The organism is Candidatus Borrelia undatumii (genome assembly GCF_020882015.2).
In the GTDB taxonomy this organism is placed as follows: Bacteria; Spirochaetota; Spirochaetia; order Borreliales; family Borreliaceae; genus Borrelia.
The window spans coordinates 297,991-323,815 of record NZ_CP086555.2 but is presented as its reverse complement, the minus strand read 5'-3'; the positions used below and the strand labels follow the sequence as shown (position 1 = coordinate 323,815).

The following is a 25,825-nucleotide window of genomic DNA, read 5'->3' as shown; positions in this document are numbered from 1 at the left end:
ATTATGATAGAGTTTAAGAACATAGTGAAATCTTTTCCAGATATTGAGAGACCCATTCTGGATAGTGTTAATTTAAAAATTGAGGAAGCCAAGATTTTGACTGTGATTGGTAGAAATGGAGAGGGAAAGAGCACTTTGTCCAAAATTATAGCTGGGGTTGCTCATTTTGATAGTGGAGATGTGTTTGTAGATAATAGAGTACAGAAGATTTGGAATGTGGACGAGGCAAAGCGTAATGGTATTTATCTTGTATCTCAGATACCAAAACTTAATATGAATTTGAAAGTGTGGGAGTACCTTAACATTTATTGGTTTGACTCTGGGTTTTTCGTTTTAATGAATAAATCTAGGACTTATAGGTATTATAGGTGGATCAGGCAGTTTTACAAGATTAATTTTGATCTAGAAAAGAGGATACGAGATTTAAATATTAAAGAAGTATATCTCCTACTTATTATTTCTTCTCTTAAGAGTAATGCAAAGATTATTATTTTTGATGAAAGTGTAGCTTATTTTTCTCAGAAGGAAGCTAGGGAGTTTATTAAACTGCTTGAAAATCTTAAAAAGACAGGCATCACTTCTCTTTTTATCACACATAGAGAAATTGGGAGTGCCATAAACTTTAGCGATGAATTTGTTATTTTAAAGGATGGAAAATGCTTTAGGACGACAAATAAGGAGATGATACTTAATAAGCTTGAAATAACAACAGATAAATGTATTCTTACAAATGTTAATTACGGTAAATCAGATGAGGATTTTATAAAATTTAGTTTATTTTTTGAGGATTTTTGGAAGTATGATATTAGTTTTTCTTTAAAAAAAAGAGGAGTTTTTGGAATTATTGCAGAAGAGGCAGCAATAAAAACATGGGAGAAGTTATTTTTGGGAGAGATTCCATTTGTGGGATGTATAAAAATGGGCGGGAAAAGGCATGAGAGTATTAATGTTTACGAACTAAAGGCGGGGTTTTTACCTTTAGGTATCGCGAATTTATTCTCTGATAATAGTACTATCTTGGATAGCTTTCTAACAAAAATAATGAGCTTTGAGGATGAGCTTTTTATTAAGGAGTCCACTATTAAAAAGCTTAAGGAATTTTTTAAAAAAGATATGGAATATTGCGATGATAAAATAATTAAGACTTTTTATTCTAGGTCTTTTTCATTTTCGGGGGGAACTTTGAAAAAACTTGCTCTTTTTAGAGAAAAGTATATTACAAAGAGTGTTTTGATTTGTTTTTCACCCCTTAGTAACCTAGATTATAGGGCTTGTAATGAGATAACCGTTTTTATTCGTAATTTTGCTAGGCGAAAACCCGTACTATTAATTACACCTAATTTAGATGAGTTACTTCTTCTATCCGATGACGTTTTAGCGATTAAGGCTGGTGAAGTTGTATTGAGAATGCAAAGGAAGCATATTAACAAAACAAGTTTAAGGGAACTGTTATTCATATGAGATCATTTAGGAAAGAATATGTGTTCCTATTTTTTTCATTTAGTGCGTTAATCATTAGTTATTTTTTTGATGGATTTTTTAGTCTGTCTTACATTAAGGCAATATTTTGGAATTTTACATTGCTTCTACTGATTGCGACAGGGATTTCTACTTGTGCTAGAAGTAATAGCTTGAATCTTGGTCATGAGGGACAGGTTTATTTTGGAGCGTATTTAGCTTACTTGTTTTGTGAATTGTTTGGGCTCACGTATTTCAATTTTGTGTTAATAATGATGTTAAGCTCGTTTTTGGTTGGTTTTATAGGGATAATTCCTTTTTTTTTAACATTCTTTTTCGGCGTAAATGAGATGCTTACGGGTCTTTTGATGTCCTATGGGAACCAAAGATTGGTAGATGGGTTTATATCAAAACTTTTAGTTTCAAATGGGTTTTTGAATCAAACAAAGAGCATTGATAAGATATTTACTCTTGATACTTCTTTGCCATATTTACTTTTGTTTGGAGTTTTGGTTTGGGGATTTTATATATTTATGCACAAGAGAACTATTTTGGGATTAAAACTTGAGATATTAAGTGACAGGAAGATGCTAGGTAAATTTTTTAGCGTCAATGAGTTTAATTATAAATTATGCACGGTATTTGCTAGCGCTTTTCTTAATGGTCTTGTAGGAACAATGTTTGTCATATTTTTTAAAAATTATCTATTTTTAGGATTAACCTCAGGGCTTGGCTGGAGTGGATTTATTGTGGCTGTAATTTCGGGATTTAATTACATTTATGTAATGTGTTTTAGCTTATTTTTTGCCATGCTGAATGAGTTTACTAATTATCTTAAGATACATTATTCTTTTAATTATGAGTTCATCGGTTTATATCAGGCTGTCTCTATTTTTTTCTCGTTATTCTTAATTAATTCGGATAAAAAATAGATGTTGATTATTTTCATACATTCACTAATATTTGCATATTTAGCACTTGGGGCGCTTTATACGGAAAAAATAGGGCTTTTGAATATATCCATTGAGGGGATTTCTTTTTTATCTGTATTCCTAACATCTCTTTTCATTTATTTGGGGTGTGGCATTTTTATTTCAATTGTTATATCACTTTTAGTTAGTTTTATTTTTGGCGTATTTTTATCTTTTCTTGTAGTGAAAGGTTATGATATTTTCATAGCGGGTATAGGCATTAACATATTGTGTTATTTTTTAGTCAGTTTTTTAATGAGGATTAATTTTGGTTTTATGCCAGGATTCAGTTTGGATCTATCAAACAGTTTTACGGTTTCTCTTTTGATTATATTTTTTTTCGTCTTTTTATGTCTCACTATTTATATAGTGAATTATTCGAGAGTTAGGGTGGTTTTTGAGTTTATACGTTCGGGTGATTATGAGAATGTATTAGGTGAGTGTGTTAGTAACTACTTTAAGTCTTTTGCTATCTTTGTATCTGCGGCTTCAGCAAGTTTAGCTGGCTCATTCCTTGCCATGAGCCTTAATTTTTATTCTTATAATTTGGGATTAAATAATGGCTGGCTCGCTGTTTGTATATTATATATCTCATTTTCAAACCCGTGGCTCATTTTTCCGATTTCGTTCTTGATGGTGTTTCTTGAATATAACTTTTTCAATTTTCAGGGCTACGTAAACTCTTATTTTGCTCTTTCTTTGCCATTTTATATGGCCATATTGATTAATATATTGATTTCGCTTTTTAGGAAAAATAAAAAGGTTTAGTCATATCATTTGTTGAATTCTTAATTCGTTTTAAGGCTCTCATTTGTAATTCTAGCTCCTTTATCTTAACTTTATTAAAGAGGTAAAAAGGTATCTGCTTTAAAATGTTGAGGTTGTGCAGGAAAAGTGTGTATAACATGTCATCGTGTGTTTCTATCTGGAAAATAGTGTTGATTATTAGATTAAACATTGTATCTTCGTCTTCAACAAAATGATAAATCCCTTTTTTTAAAATGGTGTCAATGAGTACGTATGCGTTACTATTTAGCAAATTTTGGTTTTTGTGAATAAAATCTATTATGTAATCCATTGAGTTTTTGGACTCTCCGATGAGAAAATATGCCCATGAGATGTCGAGATAATTTGTTATATCGTTAGAATCAATTATTTTTAAATAAATTTTTGTTTGCTTAATTGCTTCTAGCCAGTTTCCCATCAAATATTCCAGTTCTGAGAGCAATAGGTATGCATCTACTTGTTTTGGATCCTCGTTTATGATTTTCATCAATAATGATTTAGACTCATTATATTTTTTTAAATTTTTTAATAAAATTGACTCTTTGTAAAGTTCATCAATTTTATCTTTGCCTATATCTTCTACGGGTATTGTTGCATAAACAGGAGTAACGATATTCGTAAGGGCTAGAATTAATATATATTTTTTCATGGGTTATCCTCTTTTATTTTGTTTAAAGTTTCTATTATTACGTCTTGGTACTCTCCTATAAGTTTATATGATTTTAATTCTTCCATAAATTTATTAAAATTCCACATAGCAATTTTTAAAGCCTTTTTTACGGCGTTTGATGAGTTGAGCATGTCACTGAATTTTAATATGTCCTCTCTTGATTCATTTATGGGTCTTTTTTTGATTTTATTTAGCATTTCAATTATACTCCTATCAAACTTTTTTTCTTTTAAAAAGTATATTACGGGAAGACTTTTCTTTCCTTCAATTAGATCATCTCCAAAATCTTTACCCTTGATCCCATTTTTGATGTTTCTGATATCATCCATTATTTGAAAATAGGTTCCAAATTTTAGGAAGGTATTGTAAAGATTTTTCGATTTATTTTCGTTATTTGTAAGTATTCCAGCTAAAAAACCGGCCATTCCAAAAAGGGAACTTGTCTTAAGTTCGACTAAAGAGATGTATTCTTTAACGCTTGGGATGCGTGTTCCTTTGTGCAATTCAATGTCGATTCCTTGCCCTATGTGAAGAAAAGTAAGAGTTGTGAAAAAATTTTCATAAATTAGTAGTTTATGATGTTCTTTTAGATTAGAGTTCTTTATTAAACTCATCGGTAGGAAATAAGTTAAATTTGCAGTGTTAATGCTAGAGTCTATTCCATAAATTAAGTGAATAGCAGGCCCTCCTCTTCTTTTTAAGGCGCTATCTTCAATATCGTCAATAATTAAACTTCCGGAATGAGGTAGTTCAAGTAGCAAGCTCAAGTTGTATAGATTTTCAGTATCATTAGTGCTGTGTCCTAATGCATGAGCTAGGGCAATCATGAGCATTGGTCTTATTCTCTTTCCTCCTCTTTTTATTATCTCAATGACTGGAGCCTGAATTTTCTTTATTACGTCTTCTCTTATATTAAGCTTTAGCTCCAACGCTGTGTCTTTAAAGAGATTGAGAAAATATTCACTTGAAAATACTAAATTAATATTTTTTTCAATATTTTCTAAAAATAATTTATTTTCCATATATAAGAATTATAATAAAAGCATCATGACGATGAGAATTGTATGTACGATGTTAATGATGAGTATTCGAAGAGAGCTAGGAGAGAGGGGTATCCTGCTAGGTCTGTTTATAAGTTAATAGAGATTGACAAGAAGTTTTCTTTGTTTTCTTCTGGTAATGTGTTGGATATTGGGGCGTCTCCTGGCGGTTTTTCTCAGTACGCTTACGGTAAGCTGAAGGAAGGTATTCTTGTTGCGGTTGATCTTAATGAGATGGATCTTGACTTTGGTTGCAATTTTTGTTTTATAAAGGGCGATATCTTTCTTGGCAGTGTTTTAAATAAGGTTAAGTCTTTTGCTCCCTACGGTTTAGTTTTAAGTGACGTGGCTCCTAGGACCACTGGCAACAGGTTGGTTGATACTAGTAGTTCTTTTAACTTAAGCATCAGGGTGGTGGAAATGGCTTCTGAGGTCTTGGCGGGAGGTGGAAATTTATTGATTAAGGTTTTTCAGGGGGGGGATGAGGGACAGATTTTTGCTATACTTAAGAAACGTTTCAGGCTTGTCAGGAAGATTAGGCCCAAAGCTGTTAGGAAGAATTCATTTGAAATTTATTTTTTATCTAAGGGTTTCTTGCGTTAGAAGCAGGTAGTTAGGTAACTTTGAGGGTGTAAGTATGTTTGGAAGAGAAAAAGTTAGAGAGAGGAAGTATCAGTTGCAGGTTGCATGCTTTAAAATAGGAAGGGAAAGCTATGGAGTTACAATAGACCATATTAGGGAGGTGATTAAAGTGCCTATGGAGAGTATATACGCAATACCCAATGTTCCTGAGTATATTACAGGTATTTATAATCTCAGAGGAGATATTATTCCCTTAATAAATTTAAATGTTAGATTTAATATTCCTTCTGTTTGCGAGACAGAGGAAGATAAGATTTTAACGGGTTATTTAATAGTAAATATTAAGGGCAAGCTTTTGGGAATATTCGTGGATAAGGTTTTAAAAGTTATTAGCTTTGATGAGGCTAGAGTGCAAGAACCTCCTGCTACTTTACAGACCTTGGACAGAAAATACATATCTGGTGTTGTGAGGATCGATAAAGAGGAGAATTTTGAGAGTGAGTATTTAGTATTAATTGATATTGAGCAAATATTTGACAGGGCTGAATTTGAGGGGATTCCATACAAGAAGAGTAATGGAAGGTAGGGTTTTAATTTATGTTAATTATTCAAACTTACATGCCGAATTTCTTGGATGTGAAATACAAGAGTATCTAAAAGATAAGTATGGTGTTTTAAGTTTGTTGGCAGGAGCCGATAAGAATTTGGATTTATTGGCCTCTGATTTGATTTTTGCAATGACTTTGGGAGGGGATGGCACAGTTTTACTGGCCAGTAGTTTGTTGTTGAAGAACAATATTGATGTTCCAATTATTTCAATAAATCTGGGTAAGGTAGGGTTTTTAGCAGATATAAAACCTAGAGATTTTAAAGAGGTAATAGATAAGTTTTTTGATAATTCTTTAGTTATTCATGAAAGATATCTGCTCAGTGTTAGTGCTTATGAGAACGGACGTAATGTGCTTACTGAGTATGCCTTAAATGATGTGATTATTCGTTCAAGCATTCTTAATAAGTTGATTTGTGTAGATCTTAGGGTTAATGCAGAAGATTTTCTTTCATATAGGAGTGATGGAATAATATTTGCGACCCCTACAGGGTCGACTGGATATTCTTTCTCAGCAGGGGGTTCCATTTTAGAGTCAGATCTTAAGGCCTTTATTTTAACTCCCATTTCTCCACATTCGGTTTATAATCGATCCTTTGTTTTCTCAGTCGGAAGCAAAGTTACGCTTTCGTTTCAGAAGCAATGCGCTTTAAATCCAGTATCAATTTTTGTTGACGGGGTTAATCTTGGCAAATTTGAAGTTGACATTGTTTTTGAAGTGAGCCTTGCGAATAAAAGCCTACGTTTTGCATCTTTCTGTACAGATACTTTTGTGAAAAGACTTAAAAATAAGTTATTATAAATTAACACGTTTTATTGTTTATTTTTGAGTTTGGTATGTTGGTTGAGCTTTTTATAAAAAATTTTGTTCTAATTGAAGAAGTGTTGATTAGTCTTGATGAGGGTTTAGTAGTATTTACGGGTGAGTCTGGGAGCGGAAAGAGTTTATTATTATCATCAATTTATTATTTATTTGGTGGAAAGCTTAAAGACAATATTATTATGGATAAAGAGAGAGAGTGTGTTTTGCTTGCCAAGTTTAGAACAAATAAAGAGGCTAGAGATTATTTGTTTTCTAGGGGTGTATTATCCGACGATTTTATTATTATAAAGAGGTTAATTACATCTAGATCTTCAGACACTTTTTTGAGTAATTATTACATTAACAATGAGCCTACTTCTAGCGCAGTCTTGAAACCAGTTTTTGATATGTTGATTGAGGTTCATTCTCAAAATCAACAGTATTCAATTTTGAGAAATCCATCAAATAATCTAAAAATTTTGGACAATTATGCTAGTTTAAATGTTCGTCTGGAAGAATATAGGTTAGTTTATGAAGAGTACATTAGATTTTTGAATGATTATGATAATTTCATTTTGGAGGAAAGATCACATAAAGAAAATAAAGAGGAGTGTGAAAGGATACTTAAGGATATAGATTCTTTAAATCCTAGGGTAGGGGAAGAGGAAATTTTAAGAGGTAGGCTAGACGAGCTTCGAAATCATGAATCTTTGTGCAATGCACTTTTAAACTTGAAGAATGTTTTAACTTTAAACGAGAATGTTTCTGCTTTAAGTGAGTTAAAAGGGGTGATTTGTGATTCTGAGTATCTGGCCAGTATGAATAGTAGTTGTATTGAGCTTGAAAAACGTCTTAAGAGCTCTTATTATGAGCTTGAGGATATCGGACAAGTTTACAGCAGACTTCTGCTTGATATGACTTATGATGAAAGAGAAATTGAGGAAATAGAAAGTAGGCTGTATGACATTTCTCGCCTTAGGAAGAGGTATGGATCAAATATTGAGGATATCATAGCATTGAGAGAAAGATGCAGTTCTGTTGTTCATTCATCGCTTAATTTTGAAGCCGAAAGGTTGGACAGAGAGCAGAAATTAAATGGCCTGTTAAAACTGGCGGAGAGATTAGCGGGTGATATTTCGGAAGCTAGGAAAAGGGCTGCCCTGGATTTTTCTTCTGGGGTAACAGCGATATTGAGTAGGCTTAATATGGGAAATGCAAAGTTTTTTGCTTCAGTCTCGGAGAGAAAAATGGGCTTAACAGGTATTGATGAGGTGGAGTTTTTAATTTCTAGTAATCTTGGGCTAGAGGCGAAACCAATTTATAAAATTGCTTCTGGGGGGGAGCTTTCAAGGGTAATGTTGGCTATTAAGAGTGTACAAAATGTTAACGAGAATAAGCTTATAATATTTGATGAGATTGATTCTGGTATGGGGGGCGAGGCTGGCGTTAGCTTGGGTAACTATTTAAAAAATTTATCAAATAATGTTCAACTACTTGTTGTGACCCATCTTGCCAATGTTGCAAGCCTTGCAGATTATCATGTTTTAATAAAAAAGGAATGCAGTAGGGATAATACTTGCGTTAGCGCTTCTCTATTGTTTGAAAATGATAGAGTTTTAGAAATTGCTAGGATGCTCAGTGGAGATATTAACGACAGTAGTATTAGACACGCAGAGACTCTTTTAAAAAATAGTAGTTAATAAGTAGGTATTTGTGGATTTAATTGATAGCAAAGATTATCAAAAGATTTTATTTATTGATAATCTTGTTTTGAAAACTTTCAGTGATATAAAAGAAATCAAGGAATCTGGGAAGTTATCGCTTGATCCTGAGGCGACAATTAATTTTATTAATCTAAATTTGAATGCTTTAAGTTACATTGCCTCCTTGAATTACTTTTATACGAGGCCTAGATTGAAGGTTAACTATAATTTTAAGAGAAATCTTTTTAACGTTATCAACGATCTTTCCTTGTTTGTAAGTCCTATTTTGCTTGATTCTCCTAGTGATCTTATTTCAAGAGAGTCTGTAGTTGATTTGGATCCCAGAGAGCGGTTTTTAATTGTCAGAAAATTAGGGTATCTCATTGATTTGGGGATGTATTTTAACAAGGGTGATTCTAAATCAATTTTTTTCCTAGAAGATATGTATCTTAAATTTATTGTTTTTGTGAAGAATTTTATCGATTTTAAGAATTTAACAAAAAATCTGATCATTGATAGTCCTTTTTATAAGGCTCAATTAGCTCATCTTGTCAAGTCCTTGGAGCTTTTGGAAGAGGGTGCGTTTCTTTTAAAAGTGAGGTATGAATCAAATAAGGTTTACGTATTTTCAAGACAAGCATTGAATTATATGCAAGCTGGAAAGATACTGGCTACTGTTACTTCTCAAAATGAGATAGCTGAAAAGTTTTCGAAATTTTATGATGTTTGGTCTGCCAAGTTTCAATCAGATTTGAGTAACGCAGATTAAAAAGGGGAGAAGACTGGAAATGTTGAATTATAATGAGGAAAACTTAATTAAGTATAGAAAAGTAAAGTTTCTTTCATTATTGATTTTTTTGTTAATCTTGACAGTATTGTTTAATTTTTTGCTGAAGATGACTATTTCCGCTTCTGTTTTTTATAAGTTTAAGCATTTTGAAATGGAACCTCATGATATGGTTGGTATTGTTCCAAGTAATAGGGCCTTTATTGGAGAAAAAGTGTTAAAACTAGATTTTAATAAAGGGCACTATAGTGTTTTGAATAATTATTTGGTAAGCCATTCAGATTATTACTATGTGATTTCTAGATTTGAAGATCATTATTCCGTATTCCTCAGGGAAACTGATAAATTTTTATTTTCATTTAAATTTAAGGGTTTTGTTTTTACGAAAGATAATGCCATTTTTGCCTTAAATAATTTATATAAGAAGTTAGAGGTTTATGGGTCTAATGGAGATAAAATTTTGTCTTTGAAGTTCATAGCATCAATATTAAGTATTGATTATAACAATGATGTTTTATCACTAGGATTATCTGATGGTAAGGTTTATGTGTATAAACAAGGAAATTTGGTTCACGACAGTGATGCGTCAGATACTGGATCCCCGGTTTTATGCCTCAAGTTAAGTTTGGATAATAAATATTTATGTGTAATAAGAGAACATGAAAAGCATTCCTTGGAAGTAATTAATTTGGACAATAAATATAATCGGATATTGCGTCTAAGCAATTTGAAGATTAAAAATTTTGATCCTTTTTTAAAGGTTGACGGTTTCTATAATTTATTCATTGAAATTAAGGATTCATTTTTAATAATTAATATTGAAAGCGGTAACTTTTTTAAAATTGATAATAAAAACTATGTTTTAAAGGCTTCATACGATTCTTCCTGTGGAATTTATAGAATATATTTCTATGATCCAGATGCTAAAATAGTAAATGTAAGGACCTATTCTGCGAGTTCTTTTAATTTGTTTGATAATATATTTTTCAACGATGGTGTGGCTTCGTATATTGAGCTTGATAAGGGAATTTTATATTTTAGCGATAATGGTGGTTTAAGGTATTTGGGATTGTAGTTGCTGTGAGGACTATATTTCTTTTTCTTTTTACTTTTTCTAATCTACATCCATTTTTGGAGTTTGGGAAAGGCGAGAAGTTTGACTTAGTTAGGGATTTTGGGGAACTTGTAAACGACGATTTGTGTGTTGGCATAGGTCTTAAGGCTATAGGCGCAAGCATTTCTATTTTTTCAAATAATTATAAGGTCTTATATTCTAAAAATAAGGAAAAGGAATATGATAGGAGTATTTTAATTGTTTTTGATAAAGATTTGGCTCTTAATTTGGAATTTTTTGGTGATTTCGTGTACAAAAATGGAAGAATCTTTTTCATAAACGGCAGCAGGATCTTTGATGTTGTAGTTGTTGATCACCATAGAGGGCAAATAATTAATCCATTATTTGTAATCAAGAATAGAGGTAATCTAACTATAGATACTCCCTTTGTCTTGGGCAGTGTTCTTTTAAAGGGCAAGGATGACGCTATGATTGAATTGCAGAAGAATATAAATCTAGATGTGGAGTTTGGCAGTTATGGGCTTGTTTTAAACTTTTCTAAAGAAAATATTAATGCTTCAAGCTCTCTTAAGGGTATTTACTATTTTGAAGTGTTTTTGAATAACAAAAGTGTTTTTCGTGCGAAATTTCAAAGCATACTTTTAAACGATAACTCATATGTTATCTCTGGAATCAATAACCACGATTCATCTTTTTCTAATATAAAAGGGGATAATGGAGTTATTGAGGTAAATAATCTTGAGTTTGCTAAGGGTAAAAACGAAATTACAATTAAATACGGAGATGTTTATGGGGCAGAGAATAGGTTGACCTATAGGTTTGTTATTAATGGGTAGTTTTATGATTCATATCCCTGTACTTCTTGATGAGGTAATCAATCTTTTGGAGTCTGTTTATGTAGGCGATAAGTGTATTTTCGTTGATTGTACCCTAGGGGAGGGTGGTCATTCGGGTGCAGTGTTAAGAAAGTATGAAGGCATAAGCGTAGTCGGTATTGAACGAGATGTTATTATTTTAGACAGGGCAAAAAAATTTCTTGAAGAGTTTGAAGATAAGATTTCATATTTTAATGTTTGGTTTGATGATTTTTTTGGTGAGTATCCTTTAAGAGATAAGGCTAATTTCATTTTGGTTGATCTTGGTATTTCTATGTTTCATTACAAGAGAAGTGGCAGGGGATTTTCTTTTCTTCAGGATGAGATGTTAGATATGAGGCTTGATCCCAGCTCCTTAAGCCCTACTGCTTATGATATTGTGAATACTTTTAGTAAGGAAAAGCTTGAAAAGTTAATCTATGAGCTTGGAGATGAGTATTATTCTAGAAAAATTGTAAAATCTATTCTGAAAAATAGGAGAGTGAAAAAAATAGAAACTACTTTAGAGTTGCAAAATATAATTAAGAGAGATTATCCTAGGATGGATTTTAAAATAAATCCAGCGACTAAGACATTCCAGGCATTAAGAATTTATGTCAATGATGAACTTCTCAGGTTGAAGAGAAGTTTGCCGTTGTGGTTGGAAAATTTGGCAAAGAATGGGGTTTTGGCTATTATCACCTTTCATTCATTGGAAGATAAAATTGTGAAAGAATTTTTTAAAGGTTTGGATAAGGGTTTGTATTCTGTGTTGACTAAAAAGCCCATAATTCCAAGTGCTAAAGAGAAGAGATATAATAATGCATCAAGGAGCGCTAAGCTTAGAGCTGTAAAAAGAATAGAGGAAAATTGAAGCTTTATTATTTATTGATTTTAATATTGACAGTGGTTGCATGCATTAATATTTATCTTAATTTTAGATATGTTGTGAAGTTGCGAGAGCTTGAAGATTTAAACAAAGAACAAATTAACATTGTTGATGAGAACCTTAGGCTATTGACTGTGATATATGAGTTGGAAAGTGTTGAGAGGATAGAAGAACTTAGTCAAGATTATCTAGATTTAGAGAAGCGGGATAATAAGAATATAAATGTTATTGAATAATGGATTCTTTAGATGAGGGTGTTTAGTGCATATAAAAGTTGAAGATATTTTAAATTCTTCCAAGGATATTAAGTTTGTTGGTCGCTCAAGTAGTATGCAGAGGGTTGTGTCCTTTTATTCGATTGACAGCCGTGAGATAACTGTAGATAACAGTAGCAGTAGTCTTTATTTTGCATGTAAGGGGGATAGAGTAGATGGGTTTTCTTTCGTTGATTCTTTGATTGATATTGGTGTTAAATGTTTTGTGTGCTCTATGGAAAATGAACTTGTCTGTATTAAGTATTTGGAAAAGAGAGATGATTTAGTTTTTTTGCTTACCAGAGGTGTAATCACTTTCCTGCAGAAATTGGCATCGCATTTTATTAAAAAAACGAACTTTAAAAGGATAGCCATCACTGGTAGCAACGGGAAGACTACAACAAAAGAAATGCTTTACAGCATATTATCTGAAAAGTATAGGACTTGCAAGACTTGGGGGAATTTAAATTCAGACATTGGGCTCCCCCTCAGTATATTAAGAACTAGGGGTGATGAAGAATATGCTGTTTTTGAGGTTGGGATTAGTTATGTTGGGGAGATGAAGCTTCTTTCTGAGATGTTAAATCCTGAAATTGTTGTTATTACAAACATAAGCTATGCACATATGCAGTCATTTGAAAACCTAGATACAGTTGCTTCTGAGAAAGGTAGGATAATTACCAAGAGTACTAGGATAGTCATATTAAATGAGAGTTGTCCTTATCATTCTAATTTGAGAGAAATAGCCAATTCTAGGAGCCCAAGTAGTAAGATTTTCTATTTTGAATTCAATAAACTGCAGGTAGGTTCGCTTTCAATATTCAATGATAAATTGTCTTATGATTTTGCTTATAAGGGCTTTAATTACTCTATTTTGTTACCAGGTAGGCATAATATTTTTAATGCAATATCTTGCATCAACCTAGCTTTGCTGCTTGGGCTTAAGGAGGATGAAATTAGAAAGGGACTTATGAATACTGATTTCCAAAGGGGTAGAGCAGAGTTTATGAGGGTGAAGGATTATTTAGTCTTAAATGACTCTTATAATGGCAATTTGGGTTCTTTTATGGCTTTAAAGAAGATGATTTTAGATCTTGATATTGAGGGCAAGAAATTTATTGTTCTTGGAGGTTTCAAAGAACTTGGAGAATTTTCATATAAAGCTCACAAAACAGTGGTTCAAGAGATTATTTTAATGGATTTCGAGAAAGTTTTTTTGATTGGGGAGGAATATCAAGAAATAAAGAAAAACGAGAATTTAGACTTAAATAATTTGTATTACTTTGATAGTTTTGAAGATTTTATCGATTTTTTTGTTAAGAGCCTAGAGTCCCAATGTTTTATTGTCATTAAAGGATCAAGGGCAAATAGACTTGAAAGGGTTCTTGACTACATTTAGGGATTAACGAGGCTTTATGTTTTATCTGCTAGGATTAAGGCTACTTAAGTATATTACTTTCAGGGCGGCTTATGCCACCATTTTTTCATTTTTGCTTGCCCTGTTTGTTGGCCCATTTATTATCTTGAAACTTAAGAGATTGAAACTAGATCAAATCTTAAGAGAGGAAGGACCTAGGCGACATTTGAATGAAAAAATGGGAATTCCTACTATGGGAGGTATTCTAATTTTTTCCTGTGTTTTAGTTTCTTTGTTGTTTTGGGCTAACCCTGCAAATATATACTTTCTAATTATTCTTTTTGTAATGTTTAGCTTTGCATGTTTGGGGTTTGTGGATGATTTTTTGAAGATAAAGAGAAAAAACACGGACGGACTTAATGCTAAATTTAAAATTTATGGTCAAATTTTGTTTTCTTTTGTTTCAGTTAGTATTCTGTATTATTTCGGAAGTGAGCATGTTAGTGTGATTTATTTCCCATTTGTTAAATCTTTCAAATTAGATTTAGGTCTTTTTTATATTCCTTTTGGAATGTTCATTTTGATATCTGCTTCTAATTCTTTTAATTTAACAGATGGACTTGATGGGCTTGCCATTGGCCTTAGTATAGTTATAACAGGGGCTTTAATAATAATTGCGTATCTTACAAGCAGGGCGGATTTCGCGACTTATTTGAGTATCCCAAATATTAAAGGTTCTGAAGAACTTGTAATATTTCTTGGAGCTTTGCTTGGAGGTAGTTTTGGGTTTTTGTGGTTTAATGCTTACCCCGCTAAAATAATGATGGGGGATACTGGTAGTTTGTCGATTGGGGCAATACTTGGAATGGTTGCTTTAATTTTGAAAAGTGAAATTCTTTTTGCGATCCTTTCAGGAGTTTTTGTGGTTGAAACCTTATCTGTAATTATTCAGGTACTTGTGTATAAGAAGACTAGGAAAAGAATATTTAGGATGGCTCCACTTCATCACCATTTTGAAGAGCTTGGTTGGTCTGAAATGCAGGTTGTTATTAGGTTTTGGATAATAGGTTTAATATTCGCTATACTTGCTTTAAGTACTCTCAAGATTAGATGAGTTAAAATTTATTACCATGTTTATAGATAAGAGTTTGATTAAAAGATATTATTTGCTTGTTTTATGGTCGCTTGTTTCTTATGGACTTATTGTGTTTTATACATCTTCGTTCTTTTTAAGTTTGGAGCTTACAGGAGATCCTAATTTTTTGTTTTTAATACGCCTTAAGTATCTTTTTTTGAGTTTTATTGTATTTTTTGTTTTTGAAAGAATTTCTCTAGATTTTTTAAGAAAAATAGTGTCTCTTGTATTGCTTATAACCTTTGCATTGGTTTTGGTGACCTTCCTGTCTCCCAGTATTTCTGGAGCAAAAAGATGGATATTTTTAGGAGGAATTAGCATACAGCCCTCAGAGATTTTTAAGTTATCCTTTACAATATATCTTTCAAGTTATTTGAGTAAGTTTAGACTAAAAACGGACAATAATATTTCTTATTGGATTAAACCTATGCTAATTTTTTCTGGTTTTTGGTTGCTTATAATCCTACAAAATGATTACTCGACAGCCATTTATTTTGCTATTCTTTTTTTTATTGTCTTATTTGTTTCTGAGATGGCAGTTGGATATATGTTTTCTATTTTGTTTACATTTTTGCCAATTTCTGTTCTTTTTTTGATGTTTGAGCCTTACAGGGTTGCTAGGATTTTTGCGTTCTTAAATCCTTATGAGGATCCCTCGGGAAAGGGATATCAGATAATTGCATCTCTTAATGCCTTAAAAAGTGGAGGTATATGGGGCAAGGGGCTTGGCATGGGAGAGGTAAAACTTGGAAAGCTTCCGGAGGCTAATTCTGATTTTATTTTTTCAGTTCTTGGAGAGGAATTGGGGTTTTTAGGGGTTTGTATTGCAATTGTGCTGTTTTTTTTATTTTTCTACCTTGGATATTTTGTTGCCATTTACGCTAGGGATAGGTTTAAATTTTTTATTGCCTTCATTTCAAGTCTTGTAATCTTTCTTCAAAGTATTATGAATATTTTAATTGCAGTTGGTCTTTTGCCTCCTACAGGAATAAACTTGCCATTTTTTTCATCAGGTGGTTCTTCTATTGTTGTCACAATGGCACTTGCTGGGTTGATTGCAAACGTTGCCAGAGATGTTGAGGGTGGATAAGTTATGGGCACCATGGAAGAATCAATTCAGTCTTGAATATGACGGTTTATAAAAAATTTTTATTAGCTTACCTATATATAGTGATTTCTTTTATATTGTTTGAGGTTGTTTTTATTATTTTTGTTTCACCTTATTTTTTAATCAGGTATATTAGCTTTAATGAAGGCATTCACATTTCTCAAGAAGATATAATAAAAATTTCAGGTATTAAGCCTAATACTTACTATTATGAAGCTGATACTATTGCTTATGAGGCAAATATTAAGAAAGATTTAAGAGTAAAGAATGTCAAGGTGGAACTTAAATTTCCTAATAAAATTAGCATTAATATTGAAAAAAGAATTCCAGTTGTTGTTGCTTATGAAAATATCGATGGTGTCTTTGTTTATTATTTTATTGATTCAGATGGTGTAGTTCTGGAGAAGCGTAAAGATTTAATTTATGACCTGCCCATAATCAGTGGACTGCGCCTAAACGATAACGAAGTAGGCGATTTTTTAGAAGATAGGATGGTTTCTGTTGTAAAGAAACTCGATTATATTAAAATAAATCACAATACTTTGTATAATCTAGTATCGGAGATCAATTTTTTAAAATTGAATTTCTACGATTACAAGATAACTTTGTATATGAAAAATATATATAATGAGATATTAATAACTGCTGATATGAGCTTAATAGGTTCGATAAATAGGGTATTAGTGATATCTAATTTGCTTAAGGGGAGCTCTGATACTATTGATTTAAGAAGTGGTGATATCATTTTGTTAGGAGAAGATTAGTGTCTAGGAACTTGATGGTAGGGTTGGACGTTGGGACTTCAAAGATTTGCACTGTTGTTGCTGAGATCAATTTGAATAACCAACTGGAGATAGTTGGAATAGGCACTAGTATATCAAGGGGTGTTAGGAAGGGAGTTCTTATAAACATTGAGGCAGCGCTTGATTCGATTTCTAATTCTATTGAAGCTGCAGAACTCATTTCTGGGTGTGATATTTCTACTCTTTCTGTTTCTATGTCAGGTAGTAGTATTGAGGGCACTAATTCTCGTGGAGTTGTTGCGATAAATTCAAAAACCAGGGAGATTAATGAGGAAGATGTTGGTCGTGTTATTGAGGCGGCTAAAGCTATTGTGATTCCGATGGATAGGGAGATTTTGCATGTAGTTCCTCAGGAATTTATTGTAGATGGGATCCCTCATATAAAGAATCCAATAGATATGATGGGAATTCGTCTTGAGGGCGAGGTGCATATTATTACGGGTTCTAGCTCTTCAAGTCAAAATTTGGTTAGATGTGTAAATCGTGCTGGGTTTACTGTTGATGAGATTGTTCTTGGGAGTTTAGCATCGTCATATGCCACTTTGTCTAAAGAAGAGAGAGAAATGGGAGTTTTGTTTATTGATATGGGGAAAGGGACTACAGATGTAATTCTTTATATTGATGGTTCTCCTTATTATACAGGTGTAGTTCCTATTGGTGCAAACAGAGTGACTCTTGACATTGCCCAGGTTTGGAAGGTGCCAGAGGATGTTGCTGAGAATATTAAAATAACGGCGGGAGTTGCTCATATTTCTGTTCTTGAAAGCCAAATGGAGAGTGTTGTTATTCCTAATCTTGGAACTAGACCCCCGCAGGAGAAGAGTAGAAAAGAATTAGCTGTTATTATTAATTCAAGGTTAAGTGAAATTTTTGAAATGATTAAAGTTGAGGTAATAAAGAGAGGGCTTTATAACAGGATCAATGGAGGGATTGTTTTAACAGGTGGAGGCGCATTATTCCCTGGTATTTCTAGTTTAATGGAAGAGGTGTTTAATTACCCATCAAGAATAGGATTTCCAATGAATATTAATGGGGTAAGCGAGGAATATGTTGATCCTAAGTTTGCCTCAGCACTTGGTCTTGTTCTTTATAAGCATGAACAGCAAAAATTCAACAAATTAAAGAAGGGAAATAATAAATCCAAGAAGCAAAACAAAATATCTTCAAAATTGAAAGGTTGGTTTTTAAAAGAGTGGTTTTGACCAGCCATGGAGGAAATTTAATGAAAGATTATAACATTATTGACAGTCATTCAAGGAGGTTTGATTCTGCTGCAAATCCTACGGTTCTTAAAGTAATTGGCGCTGGTGGAGGCGGTAGTAATGCTGTTAATCGTATGATTGAATATGGAGTAAGAGATGTTGAATTTATTGTGGCAAATACTGATCTTCAGGCGCTTCAAACTTCTATTGCTCCAATAAAAATTGCTCTTGGGGCTAAGGTTACTGCGGGGCTTGGCGCTGGCGGGAAACCTGAGATCGGTCAGGCGGCGGCGGAAGAGGATATTGATATTATTAAAAATCACTTAGCAGGCGCTGATATGGTGTTTATTACTGCTGGAATGGGCGGGGGAACTGGAACGGGAGCTGCCCCTGTGATTGCACAGGTGGCAAAAGAACTTGGAATTTTGACTGTTGGGGTTGTTACTAAACCTTTCAAATTTGAGGGGCCTAAAAAAATGCGACTTGCTGAGCAGGGAATAAATAATTTACGAAAATCCGTTGACACTTTGATAATTATTCCAAATCAAAAACTTTTGACTGTTGTTGATAAGCGAACTACTATCAAAGATGCCTTTAAAAGAGCAGATGATGTTTTAAGGATGGGCGTCCAAGGGATTGCTGGTCTTATTATTGAGCATGGGGAGGTTAATATTGACTTTGCTGATGTTAAGAGTATTATGCAGGGTCAGGGTGATGCTTTAATGGGTATTGGTTACGGTAAGGGAGAGAATAGAGCAGTTGATGCAGCTACTTCTGCCATCAGTAATCCCTTGCTTGAAGAAGTTAGGATTGAAGGGTCTAAGGGGCTTCTTGTTAATGTAACGGGAGGGGAGGATTTCTCATTGCTTGAGCTTGAAGAGATTATGGGAATAATTACTGCTAGTGTTGATGATGAGGCTACTGTTATTTATGGGCATGCTATTAATTCAAACCTTGATGATGAAATTTATGTTACTGTTGTTGCCACTGGATTTTCTTCTAAAAAGCAAAAAGAATTGTCTGGCGTAGTTGAAAGCAATACTTTAAGTTCAAAAGAGTTTGATAGTTTGATGTCAGGAAGTCAGGATAACGTGGGGAATGCTTATGGGATAAATGACAACTTTATAGCAAAATCCAAAAATGCTAACTATTTTGAGGATGACATTGATGTTCCGACATTTTTGAGAAATTTAAATAAAAAAAGTAGCGATGATTGAATGAGAAAATTGGTGCCTTTCTTGTTATTTTTGTTGATCTCTTGTGGGGATGGAGCTAAAGAGAAGGTCAATCTTGGGCTCAGGATAAGGGAAATAGATATAGCTGGAGGAGGCCCTTTAGAAAAGATTGAAGTTTATAAGGAGTTCATTGATAGAGAGGAAAAAAATATTTTAAGTTTGTTAAATTCCATTGATAAAAAGTCTAGATTTTTTAGCTTGATCGGGCTTGAGCTTATTAAGCTTGGTCAATATGGACCTGCCATTGAGTATTTTAATAAAAATTTGGAATATGGCCCGGATAATCATTTGTCTCATTTTTATGTGGGAGTATCTTCTTATAATTTGGCTAAAGAGATAAAGAGCAGAGAAAAGATTGAGGAATATTTAAATCTTGCGGAGCGTTCTTTTTTAAAATCTCTTTCTATTAAAAGTGATTTTAAAAAAGCACTTTTTTCTATCTCTACTATGTATGTTTATGATCTTGATAAGCAAGTGGATGCTAGGGAATATTTAAGTAGGCTTGAAGCTATGGGAGAGAGTTATTTTGAATTTTTTATGTTAAGGGGTTCGAATTACTATGCTCTTGGTGATTTTAGTAATGCTTTGCTATTTTATGAAAAGGCAAAAACTAAGGCTTTAACGGAGGAGCAAATAGAGGGAGTCAATAGAGTGATAAGTAATTTTAAGTAGTTTTATGATTAAATTACTTTATATTGATAATTTGAAATTTTTAAAGGGTAGAGAGAAACTTAGAATTTTTAGTAATTTTGACTTGGGCGATGTTTTTAAATTGACCTTAAGTGATATTTTTTGTTATTTATCCAGAGATTTCAGAAAAGTACATAAACTTCCGGATTTGAAATTGGTAGAGCTTCAGCAGAGGGTTATTGATAGGGTAGGAGCGAAAGTTTCGCTTTTGGGAGATAGGGATTATCCTTTAAAACTTGAAAGGGTTTACGATCCACCGTTTGCTATTTATTATAAAGGAAATCTTCCAGATTCTGTTTCTGTATCTTGGGCTGTTGTAGGATCAAGACGGATCAGTATGACTTTGGCGAAGCGAATCAGGGAGCTAGTGTCTCATCTTGTTAGAAATAATGTTGAGGTGATATCTGGATTTGCAGTGGGCGCTGATATTGAGGCTCGTCTTGGCGCAATAGGCGAAAAGAAAAAAACATATGCTGTTATTGCAACGGATATTGGTAATATCTACCCAAAACAAAATAGAAAATATGTTTCCGAGATTTTAGAAAATGGAGAGGGAATAATTACTGAAACTTTGCCCTACGAGAAAATACATAATTATTTTTTTGCGAAGAGGAATAGAATAATTTCGGGACTTTCAGATTCTGTTTTTGTAACTTGTGCACCGATGAGGTCTGGTGCTTTAATTACTGCCGATATTGGACTTGATTTGGGTCTTGATGTTTATGTATACAATATTGACTATTCCGGAGAGGGTTCTAGAGCTTTGTATGAAAGTGGAGCCCAGGAGATTAAAGGAATATCAGAGCTTTATAAAATACTTGGTGTTGAGTATAATGAGCCTGAAATTAGTAACGATGACCCTAGGGATTGTTTTGAATGTAAGGATGTATCTAATATGCTTGTTGAGGAATTGTTGAATGAAATATCTAAATAGGGGGTTGTATGAGTTTTAAAGGGACCACAGTAATTGCAATAAGAAGAAAGGGAAAGACTGTGGTAGCAGCAGATGGGCAGGTGACTTTTGGTCACACTGTTTTAAAGTCCAATGCCATAAAGATAAGAAAATTACTTAGTGGCAAGATTTTGGCGGGGTTTGCAGGTTCAACATCTGATGCTATTACTCTTTTTGAAAAATTTGAAGAGAAGATTAAAGCTAGAGAAGATGGGATTATTGACATTAAAAGAGCTGCCGTGGATCTTGCAAAAGATTGGAGGTCTGACAGAATATTGCACAAGCTTGAAGCAATGATGCTTGTTGCAGATGCTGATAATATTTTATTGATTTCAGGTACTGGTGATGTCGTTGAACCCGAAGAGGATGTCATCTCGATAGGCAGTGGCGGGAATTATGCATATTCGGCAGCTCTTGCTTACATGGAAGATAAAAAATTAAGCGCTGTTGAAATTGCTTTTAAGTCTTTAAAGGTGGCAGCAAGAGTGTGTATATACACGAATTCAAATATTGTTCTTGAGGAGATTGGTTAATGGATAAATTTGAAAAGCAAGACATAATTCCTAAAAAGATTGTTGCAGAGTTGGATAAGTATATAATAGGACAAGCTGAGGCTAAAAAGTTAGTCTCAATCGCGCTTGTTAATAGATATATAAGATCTAGACTTCCTAAAGAGATAAGAGACGATGTCATGCCTAAAAATATTATTATGATTGGTTCGACTGGAATTGGTAAGACCGAAATCGCAAGGAGGCTTTCGAGGCTCATTAAAGCTCCTTTTATTAAGGTGGAGGCCACGAAGTATACTGAGGTGGGCTATGTGGGACGTGATGTTGAGTCTATGGTTCGGGATTTAATGAGCATCGCTGTTAGTATGGTGAAAGAGGAAATGTATGATTCTGTGCGTGAGGAGGCGAATAAGCGTACGGAGGAGAGAATAATTGATAAACTTTTTAAAACGCCTGAGGATCCTGAAAATGAAGAGGAGAAAGAGATTGGCAAAAAGGTAAGAGATAAATTTAGGAAGCAATTAAGAAGTGGAGCCCTTGATGAAAATCTTATTGATATTTATGTATTAGGTAAAATGCCCGTTTCTACAATAGAGATATTTTCCGGTGGTAATTTTGAAGAGATTGACATGAGCCTTGGTGGATTGATTAATAGTATATTTGATAGAAAAAAAAAGAGAGAAGTAAAAGTAAAAAAGGCTAGAGAAATTATTTTGGCTGAAGAACTTGAAAAATTGGTTGATAATGAAAATATTGTAGAGATTGCAAGATCAAGGGTAGAGAATATGGGAATTATTTTTATCGATGAGATTGATAAGATAGCTACTAAGAATAGGAGTGGAAATGACGTTTCCAGAGAGGGAGTTCAAAGAGATATATTGCCAATTGTGGAAGGTTCCAAAGTTAATACAAGATACGGAATAATCGATACTTCTCATATTTTATTTATTGCAGCTGGGGCTTTTAATTTATCAAAGCCTTCTGATTTAATACCCGAACTTCAGGGTAGATTTCCAATCAAAGTTGAGCTTAAGAGTTTAAGTATTGATGATTTTAAAAATATCCTAAAAGAAACAAAAAATTCTTTAATAAAACAGTACATTGAAATGTTTAAGGTCTATAGTTTGACCTTGAAGTTCAGTGAGGAGGCAATTGATAGAATAGCCGAGCTTACTTTTAATATGAATCTTGAGGGTGAAAATCTTGGGGCAAGAAGATTGCATGGGGTTATGGAAAAACTTCTTGCCGATCTTTTTTTTGAAGCTCCTGGTAGCAAGTTAAAAAAAATTGAAATAGACTTGAATTATGTTAATGAAAAAATAGAGATTAAGGAAAAAAAAGATTTAAATTACTATATAATATAGTTGAAGGTTGTTTCAAGTAGAGGGTGTTAATTTGGTTAATTTTGAAAGGTCAGTTGATTTGGCGCATAGATACTTGGATGTTCTGGGTTTAAGGCAGGATGTAATATCTGATAACATTGCAAATGTGGATACTCCAAATTTTAAGAGGAGTGGGGTCACTTTTGAGTCTGAGCTTAAGCAAGCTATTTTGGGTGAAAACGCGCCCGTTTTGTCTTTATTAAAGGGCAGTGAAAAGCATTTGGACGGAGTTAAGGAGTTGGGATATTTAGACATTAAGCCACATAGAATGCTTGATTATGCCTCTACTTTTAATAATAATGGCAATAACGTCGATATTGATTCTGAGATTAAGAGTCTTGTTCAGAATCAGATGATGTATGGCTTGTTTGCAAATATTCAGACTCATTATTTTAAAAGTGTGAATATTGTAATAAAATAGGCTATTATCTTGAGGAGTATAATTTATGGGATTGTTTTCAAGCATTAATACTGCCTCGACAGGGCTGACGGCGCAGAGGTTAAGAATAGATGTTATTTCAAATAATATTGCAAATGTGGGAACTACTAGAACTCCGGAGGGGGGGGCTTATAGGAGGCAGAGGGTAATTTTTTCCCCAAGAGTTAGGAATCCGTATTGGAAGGGTCCTTTCGTACCTGAGTATCTTGATAATGGAATTGGGCAGGGAGTGAGAGTTGCGGGTATTGAAAAAGATAAGGCTTCTTTGAGGTTGAAGTATGATCCGACGCATCCTGATGTAATAAATTTTGGTGATCGAAAGGGGTATGTAGAGCTTCCTAACGTTAATGTTGTTGAGGAAATGGTGGATATGATATCCGCCTCTCGTGCTTACGAGGCAAATTCTGCTGTTATTAACAGCAGTAAATCAATGTTTAGGAATGCACTGTCGATATTGCAGAATTAGGGGGGGTAGGTAATGAGAGTTGATTCTTTTTTTATGGATAATGGATTTTATTTGGTTGGAGGGGATCCTTTGCATTTTAAATTGAATTCTATTGATCTCTCTCCTGTAGGGAAGGATTTACCTAAAAGTTTTAAGGATGTATTTCTGGATGCGATATCTAGGGTGAATGATAGCCAATTGGATGTGTCTAGGATGACTGAGAGAGCTATTGTAGAGCCGGATAAAATTGATGTGCATGATGTTGTCATTGCAATGGCTAAGGCTAATATGAATTTGAGTATCACAAAGGCTGTTGTTGAAAGAAGTATTAGGGCTTATCAAGACATAATTAATATTCGTTAAGGAGCTGCACAATTTGGGCAATTTTTTTACTAATTTTTTCGCATCGGTAAGAACAGTGCTTAGGAAGGCCAGTGTGATTCAGAAGGTGGCCTTTGGAGTTATTGCTTTATTCGTAATTTTTGCACTCATCTTTTTGGTGGGGTTTTCTACTAAGGCGCAGAGCGTCGCTCTTTTTGGTGTTGGGATTAAGGATCAGTATTTGTTAGATAGGATAGTTCAAAGACTTGATAGGGAGGGTGTTGCATATACTGTTGCTACTGACGGGAAGATTTATTTAACAGATGAGAATATGTCTAAGAGAATGAGAGCAATTCTTGTTAGAGAGGAGCTTGTTCCTGTTCATATGGATCCTTGGTCTCTTTTTGACATTGATAGGTGGACTATTACGGATTTTGAGAGAAATATTAACCTCAGGAGGTCGATTACAAGGGCTGTTGAGCAACATATTGTTGCTCTTGATGATGTTGATGCTGTTAGTATTAGTCTTGTAATGCCCGAGAAGGCTCTCTTTAAAGAGAGCCAGGAAGCGGTTAAGGCTTCTGTTAGAATTACTCCAAGGCCCGGTTCGGATATTGTTACCAATCGCAAGAAAGTTGAGGGACTTGTTAAGTTAATTCAATATGCTGTTGAGGGACTTGAATCAGATAACATTGCTATTGTTGATAATAAGGGGAGTATATTAAATGACTTTTCCAATGTAGATGGCGTCGATAGGATTGATTTAGCTGAAAAGGAAAGGAAGCTTAAATTAAAATATGAGTCTATGCTAAGGGATGAAATTGATTTTGCTTTAAGTAGGGTTTTGTCTGTTGATAGGTTTATGATTGCAAGGGTTAATGTTAAATTGGATACTTCTCGGCAAACTACGGAGTCTAAAGAATATTCTCCTATTGAACTTCAACCTCAGGATCCGAAAGCTTCTTATAATACAAGAAAGATCAGTGATTCTACTGTTATCTCTTCTCAGGTGCACAAAAGAGAGTATCAGGGTCAGGGGTATAGCCCGTGGGGGCCGCCTGGTCAAGAGGGAAATACTCCGCCTGAGTACCAGGATTTAAGTGATATTGTTGGTAAGTTGAATGAATTTAAAGAGACTAAAAATGTTGCTCTTAATGAGAAGAAGTCTTTAAATGAAAAGGAGCCTGCTAGGATCGCAGGAGTTTCTCTTGGTATTTTTGTTGATGGTATTTGGGATTTTGTTTATGATGAGTCTGGTAATTTTGTGATAGAGAATGGTATTCGCAAAAGAGAATACAGGCCTATTTCCGATGAATCCTTAAAAAATATTACAGATGTTTTACAGAGTTCTTTTGAATATAAGCCAGAGAGGGGCGATTCTATTACGATTAGGAATATCGCTTTTGATAGGTTGAATGAGTTTAGGAAGATAGATGAGGACTACTTTGCTGGTGAAAGATTTAAGTCTTTTTTGTATGTATTAAGTGTAGTGATTTCAATATTAATATTAGTCTTTACAATCTTTTTTGTTGCTTCTAGAGAGCTAGAAAGAAGAAGGCGTCTTAGAGAAGAAGAGTTTGCAAAGCAGGCTCATTTAAGACGACAGCAGGCGTTAATGGATGGGGATGATATTGGGGTTGATGACGTTGTCGGTGGACTTAGGGATGGAGATGAGCTTCAAAACAATGCGGAACTTTTGGCTCGAGAGAAGCCAGAGGATGTTGCTAAGCTGATTAGGACTTGGATTTTTAAGAATGCTTAAAGGGTAG

General features: G+C 33.7%; 28 protein-coding genes. 26 read left to right on the top strand and 2 right to left on the bottom strand.

From position 1 onward, the window contains the following. Positions 1–3 precede the first annotated feature (3 nt). From LKV13_RS01585 to LKV13_RS01575, 3 genes are read left to right on the top strand one after another with little or no spacing between them, the layout of a single operon-like run. Complete coding sequence (locus tag LKV13_RS01585; protein WP_229088869.1) at positions 4–1,461, top strand: ATP-binding cassette domain-containing protein; 1,458 nt, start codon at positions 4–6, stop codon at positions 1,459–1,461. Beyond that, complete coding sequence (locus tag LKV13_RS01580) at positions 1,458–2,390, top strand: ABC transporter permease (RefSeq protein ID WP_229088868.1); 933 nt, start codon at positions 1,458–1,460, stop codon at positions 2,388–2,390. The genes LKV13_RS01585 and LKV13_RS01580 overlap by 4 nt, the downstream gene beginning before the upstream one ends. Next, complete coding sequence (locus tag LKV13_RS01575; RefSeq protein WP_229088867.1) at positions 2,391–3,197, top strand: ABC transporter permease; 807 nt, start codon at positions 2,391–2,393, stop codon at positions 3,195–3,197. Here the strand turns inward: LKV13_RS01575 and LKV13_RS01570 are convergent. Both LKV13_RS01570 and LKV13_RS01565 read right to left on the bottom strand, forming a co-directional pair. Beyond that, complete coding sequence (locus LKV13_RS01570) at positions 3,175–3,864, bottom strand: tetratricopeptide repeat protein (RefSeq protein WP_229088866.1); 690 nt, start codon at positions 3,862–3,864, stop codon at positions 3,175–3,177. The genes LKV13_RS01575 and LKV13_RS01570 overlap by 23 nt on opposite strands. Further along, on the bottom strand, positions 3,861–4,907 hold the full coding sequence (locus LKV13_RS01565) for a polyprenyl synthetase family protein (RefSeq protein ID WP_229088865.1): 1,047 nt from the start codon (positions 4,905–4,907) through the stop codon (positions 3,861–3,863). The genes LKV13_RS01570 and LKV13_RS01565 overlap by 4 nt, the downstream gene beginning before the upstream one ends. 42 nt (positions 4,908–4,949) lie before the next feature. Here LKV13_RS01565 and LKV13_RS01560 point away from each other — a divergent pair, with 42 nt between their 5' ends. From LKV13_RS01560 to fliF, 23 genes are read left to right on the top strand one after another with little or no spacing between them, the layout of a single operon-like run. Further along, a complete protein-coding gene (locus tag LKV13_RS01560; protein ID WP_229088864.1) occupies positions 4,950–5,528 on the top strand; it encodes an RlmE family RNA methyltransferase in 579 nt (192 codons plus the stop codon). Positions 5,529–5,562: 34 nt separating this feature from the next. Beyond that, a complete protein-coding gene (locus LKV13_RS01555; protein WP_229088863.1) occupies positions 5,563–6,093 on the top strand; it encodes a chemotaxis protein CheW in 531 nt (176 codons plus the stop codon). Continuing rightward, a complete protein-coding gene (locus tag LKV13_RS01550) occupies positions 6,083–6,916 on the top strand; it encodes an NAD(+)/NADH kinase (RefSeq protein WP_229088862.1) in 834 nt (277 codons plus the stop codon). The genes LKV13_RS01555 and LKV13_RS01550 overlap by 11 nt, the downstream gene beginning before the upstream one ends. 35 nt (positions 6,917–6,951) lie before the next feature. Continuing rightward, positions 6,952–8,616 (top strand): DNA repair protein RecN, encoded by a 1,665-nt coding sequence (locus LKV13_RS01545; protein WP_229088861.1) that lies wholly within the window; start codon positions 6,952–6,954, stop codon positions 8,614–8,616. Positions 8,617–8,629: 13 nt separating this feature from the next. Further along, complete coding sequence (locus LKV13_RS01540; protein ID WP_229088860.1) at positions 8,630–9,388, top strand: hypothetical protein; 759 nt, start codon at positions 8,630–8,632, stop codon at positions 9,386–9,388. Positions 9,389–9,407: 19 nt separating this feature from the next. After that, a complete protein-coding gene (locus LKV13_RS01535) occupies positions 9,408–10,481 on the top strand; it encodes a hypothetical protein (protein ID WP_229088859.1) in 1,074 nt (357 codons plus the stop codon). Positions 10,482–10,486: 5 nt separating this feature from the next. Next, a complete protein-coding gene (locus tag LKV13_RS01530; RefSeq protein ID WP_229088858.1) occupies positions 10,487–11,317 on the top strand; it encodes a hypothetical protein in 831 nt (276 codons plus the stop codon). Then, the gene (gene rsmH, locus LKV13_RS01525; RefSeq protein WP_229088857.1) at positions 11,310–12,209 is read left to right on the top strand and encodes a 16S rRNA (cytosine(1402)-N(4))-methyltransferase RsmH; all 900 of its coding nucleotides are present in this window, start codon (positions 11,310–11,312) and stop codon (positions 12,207–12,209) included. Before LKV13_RS01530 ends, rsmH begins: the two co-directional genes overlap by 8 nt. Next, positions 12,206–12,460, top strand: coding sequence for a hypothetical protein (locus LKV13_RS01520; protein ID WP_229088856.1), 255 nt, complete (start codon positions 12,206–12,208; stop codon positions 12,458–12,460). Before rsmH ends, LKV13_RS01520 begins: the two co-directional genes overlap by 4 nt. A 25-nt stretch (positions 12,461–12,485) precedes the next feature. Then, positions 12,486–13,877 carry a UDP-N-acetylmuramoyl-tripeptide--D-alanyl-D-alanine ligase gene (gene murF / locus LKV13_RS01515; protein ID WP_229088855.1) on the top strand — a complete coding sequence of 464 codons (1,392 nt, stop codon included), beginning with the start codon at positions 12,486–12,488 and terminating at the stop codon, positions 13,875–13,877. A 16-nt stretch (positions 13,878–13,893) separates the two neighbouring features. Then, positions 13,894–14,949: a phospho-N-acetylmuramoyl-pentapeptide-transferase gene (gene mraY, locus LKV13_RS01510; protein WP_229088854.1), complete on the top strand. Its 1,056-nt coding sequence runs from the start codon at positions 13,894–13,896 to the stop codon at positions 14,947–14,949. A gap of 52 nt (positions 14,950–15,001) precedes the next feature. Continuing rightward, the gene (gene ftsW / locus LKV13_RS01505) at positions 15,002–16,060 is read left to right on the top strand and encodes a putative lipid II flippase FtsW (RefSeq protein WP_229089681.1); all 1,059 of its coding nucleotides are present in this window, start codon (positions 15,002–15,004) and stop codon (positions 16,058–16,060) included. 38 nt (positions 16,061–16,098) lie between these two features. Further along, entirely contained in the window at positions 16,099–16,842 is a 744-nt protein-coding gene (locus tag LKV13_RS01500; protein ID WP_229088853.1) for a cell division protein FtsQ/DivIB, read from the top strand. Then, a complete protein-coding gene (gene ftsA, locus LKV13_RS01495; RefSeq protein ID WP_229088852.1) occupies positions 16,842–18,083 on the top strand; it encodes a cell division protein FtsA in 1,242 nt (413 codons plus the stop codon). Before LKV13_RS01500 ends, ftsA begins: the two co-directional genes overlap by 1 nt. A 20-nt stretch (positions 18,084–18,103) precedes the next feature. Next, a complete protein-coding gene (gene ftsZ, locus LKV13_RS01490; protein ID WP_229088851.1) occupies positions 18,104–19,300 on the top strand; it encodes a cell division protein FtsZ in 1,197 nt (398 codons plus the stop codon). Next, positions 19,301–19,990, top strand: coding sequence for a tetratricopeptide repeat protein (locus tag LKV13_RS01485; protein ID WP_229088850.1), 690 nt, complete (start codon positions 19,301–19,303; stop codon positions 19,988–19,990). Between the two features lie 7 nt (positions 19,991–19,997). Continuing rightward, the gene (gene dprA / locus LKV13_RS01480; protein ID WP_229089679.1) at positions 19,998–20,942 is read left to right on the top strand and encodes a DNA-processing protein DprA; all 945 of its coding nucleotides are present in this window, start codon (positions 19,998–20,000) and stop codon (positions 20,940–20,942) included. A gap of 8 nt (positions 20,943–20,950) precedes the next feature. Further along, the gene (gene hslV / locus LKV13_RS01475) at positions 20,951–21,493 is read left to right on the top strand and encodes an ATP-dependent protease subunit HslV (protein WP_229088849.1); all 543 of its coding nucleotides are present in this window, start codon (positions 20,951–20,953) and stop codon (positions 21,491–21,493) included. Then, entirely contained in the window at positions 21,493–22,833 is a 1,341-nt protein-coding gene (hslU, locus tag LKV13_RS01470) for an HslU--HslV peptidase ATPase subunit (RefSeq protein WP_229088848.1), read from the top strand. The genes hslV and hslU overlap by 1 nt, the downstream gene beginning before the upstream one ends. Before the next feature lie 31 nt (positions 22,834–22,864). Further along, entirely contained in the window at positions 22,865–23,272 is a 408-nt protein-coding gene (flgB, locus tag LKV13_RS01465; RefSeq protein ID WP_229088847.1) for a flagellar basal body rod protein FlgB, read from the top strand. Positions 23,273–23,297: 25 nt separating this feature from the next. Next, complete coding sequence (gene flgC, locus LKV13_RS01460) at positions 23,298–23,756, top strand: flagellar basal body rod protein FlgC (protein WP_229088846.1); 459 nt, start codon at positions 23,298–23,300, stop codon at positions 23,754–23,756. Positions 23,757–23,768: 12 nt separating this feature from the next. Beyond that, positions 23,769–24,098, top strand: coding sequence for a flagellar hook-basal body complex protein FliE (fliE, locus tag LKV13_RS01455; protein ID WP_229088845.1), 330 nt, complete (start codon positions 23,769–23,771; stop codon positions 24,096–24,098). Between the two features lie 13 nt (positions 24,099–24,111). After that, a complete protein-coding gene (gene fliF / locus LKV13_RS01450) occupies positions 24,112–25,818 on the top strand; it encodes a flagellar basal-body MS-ring/collar protein FliF (protein WP_229088844.1) in 1,707 nt (568 codons plus the stop codon). Positions 25,819–25,825: the final 7 nt, after the last annotated feature.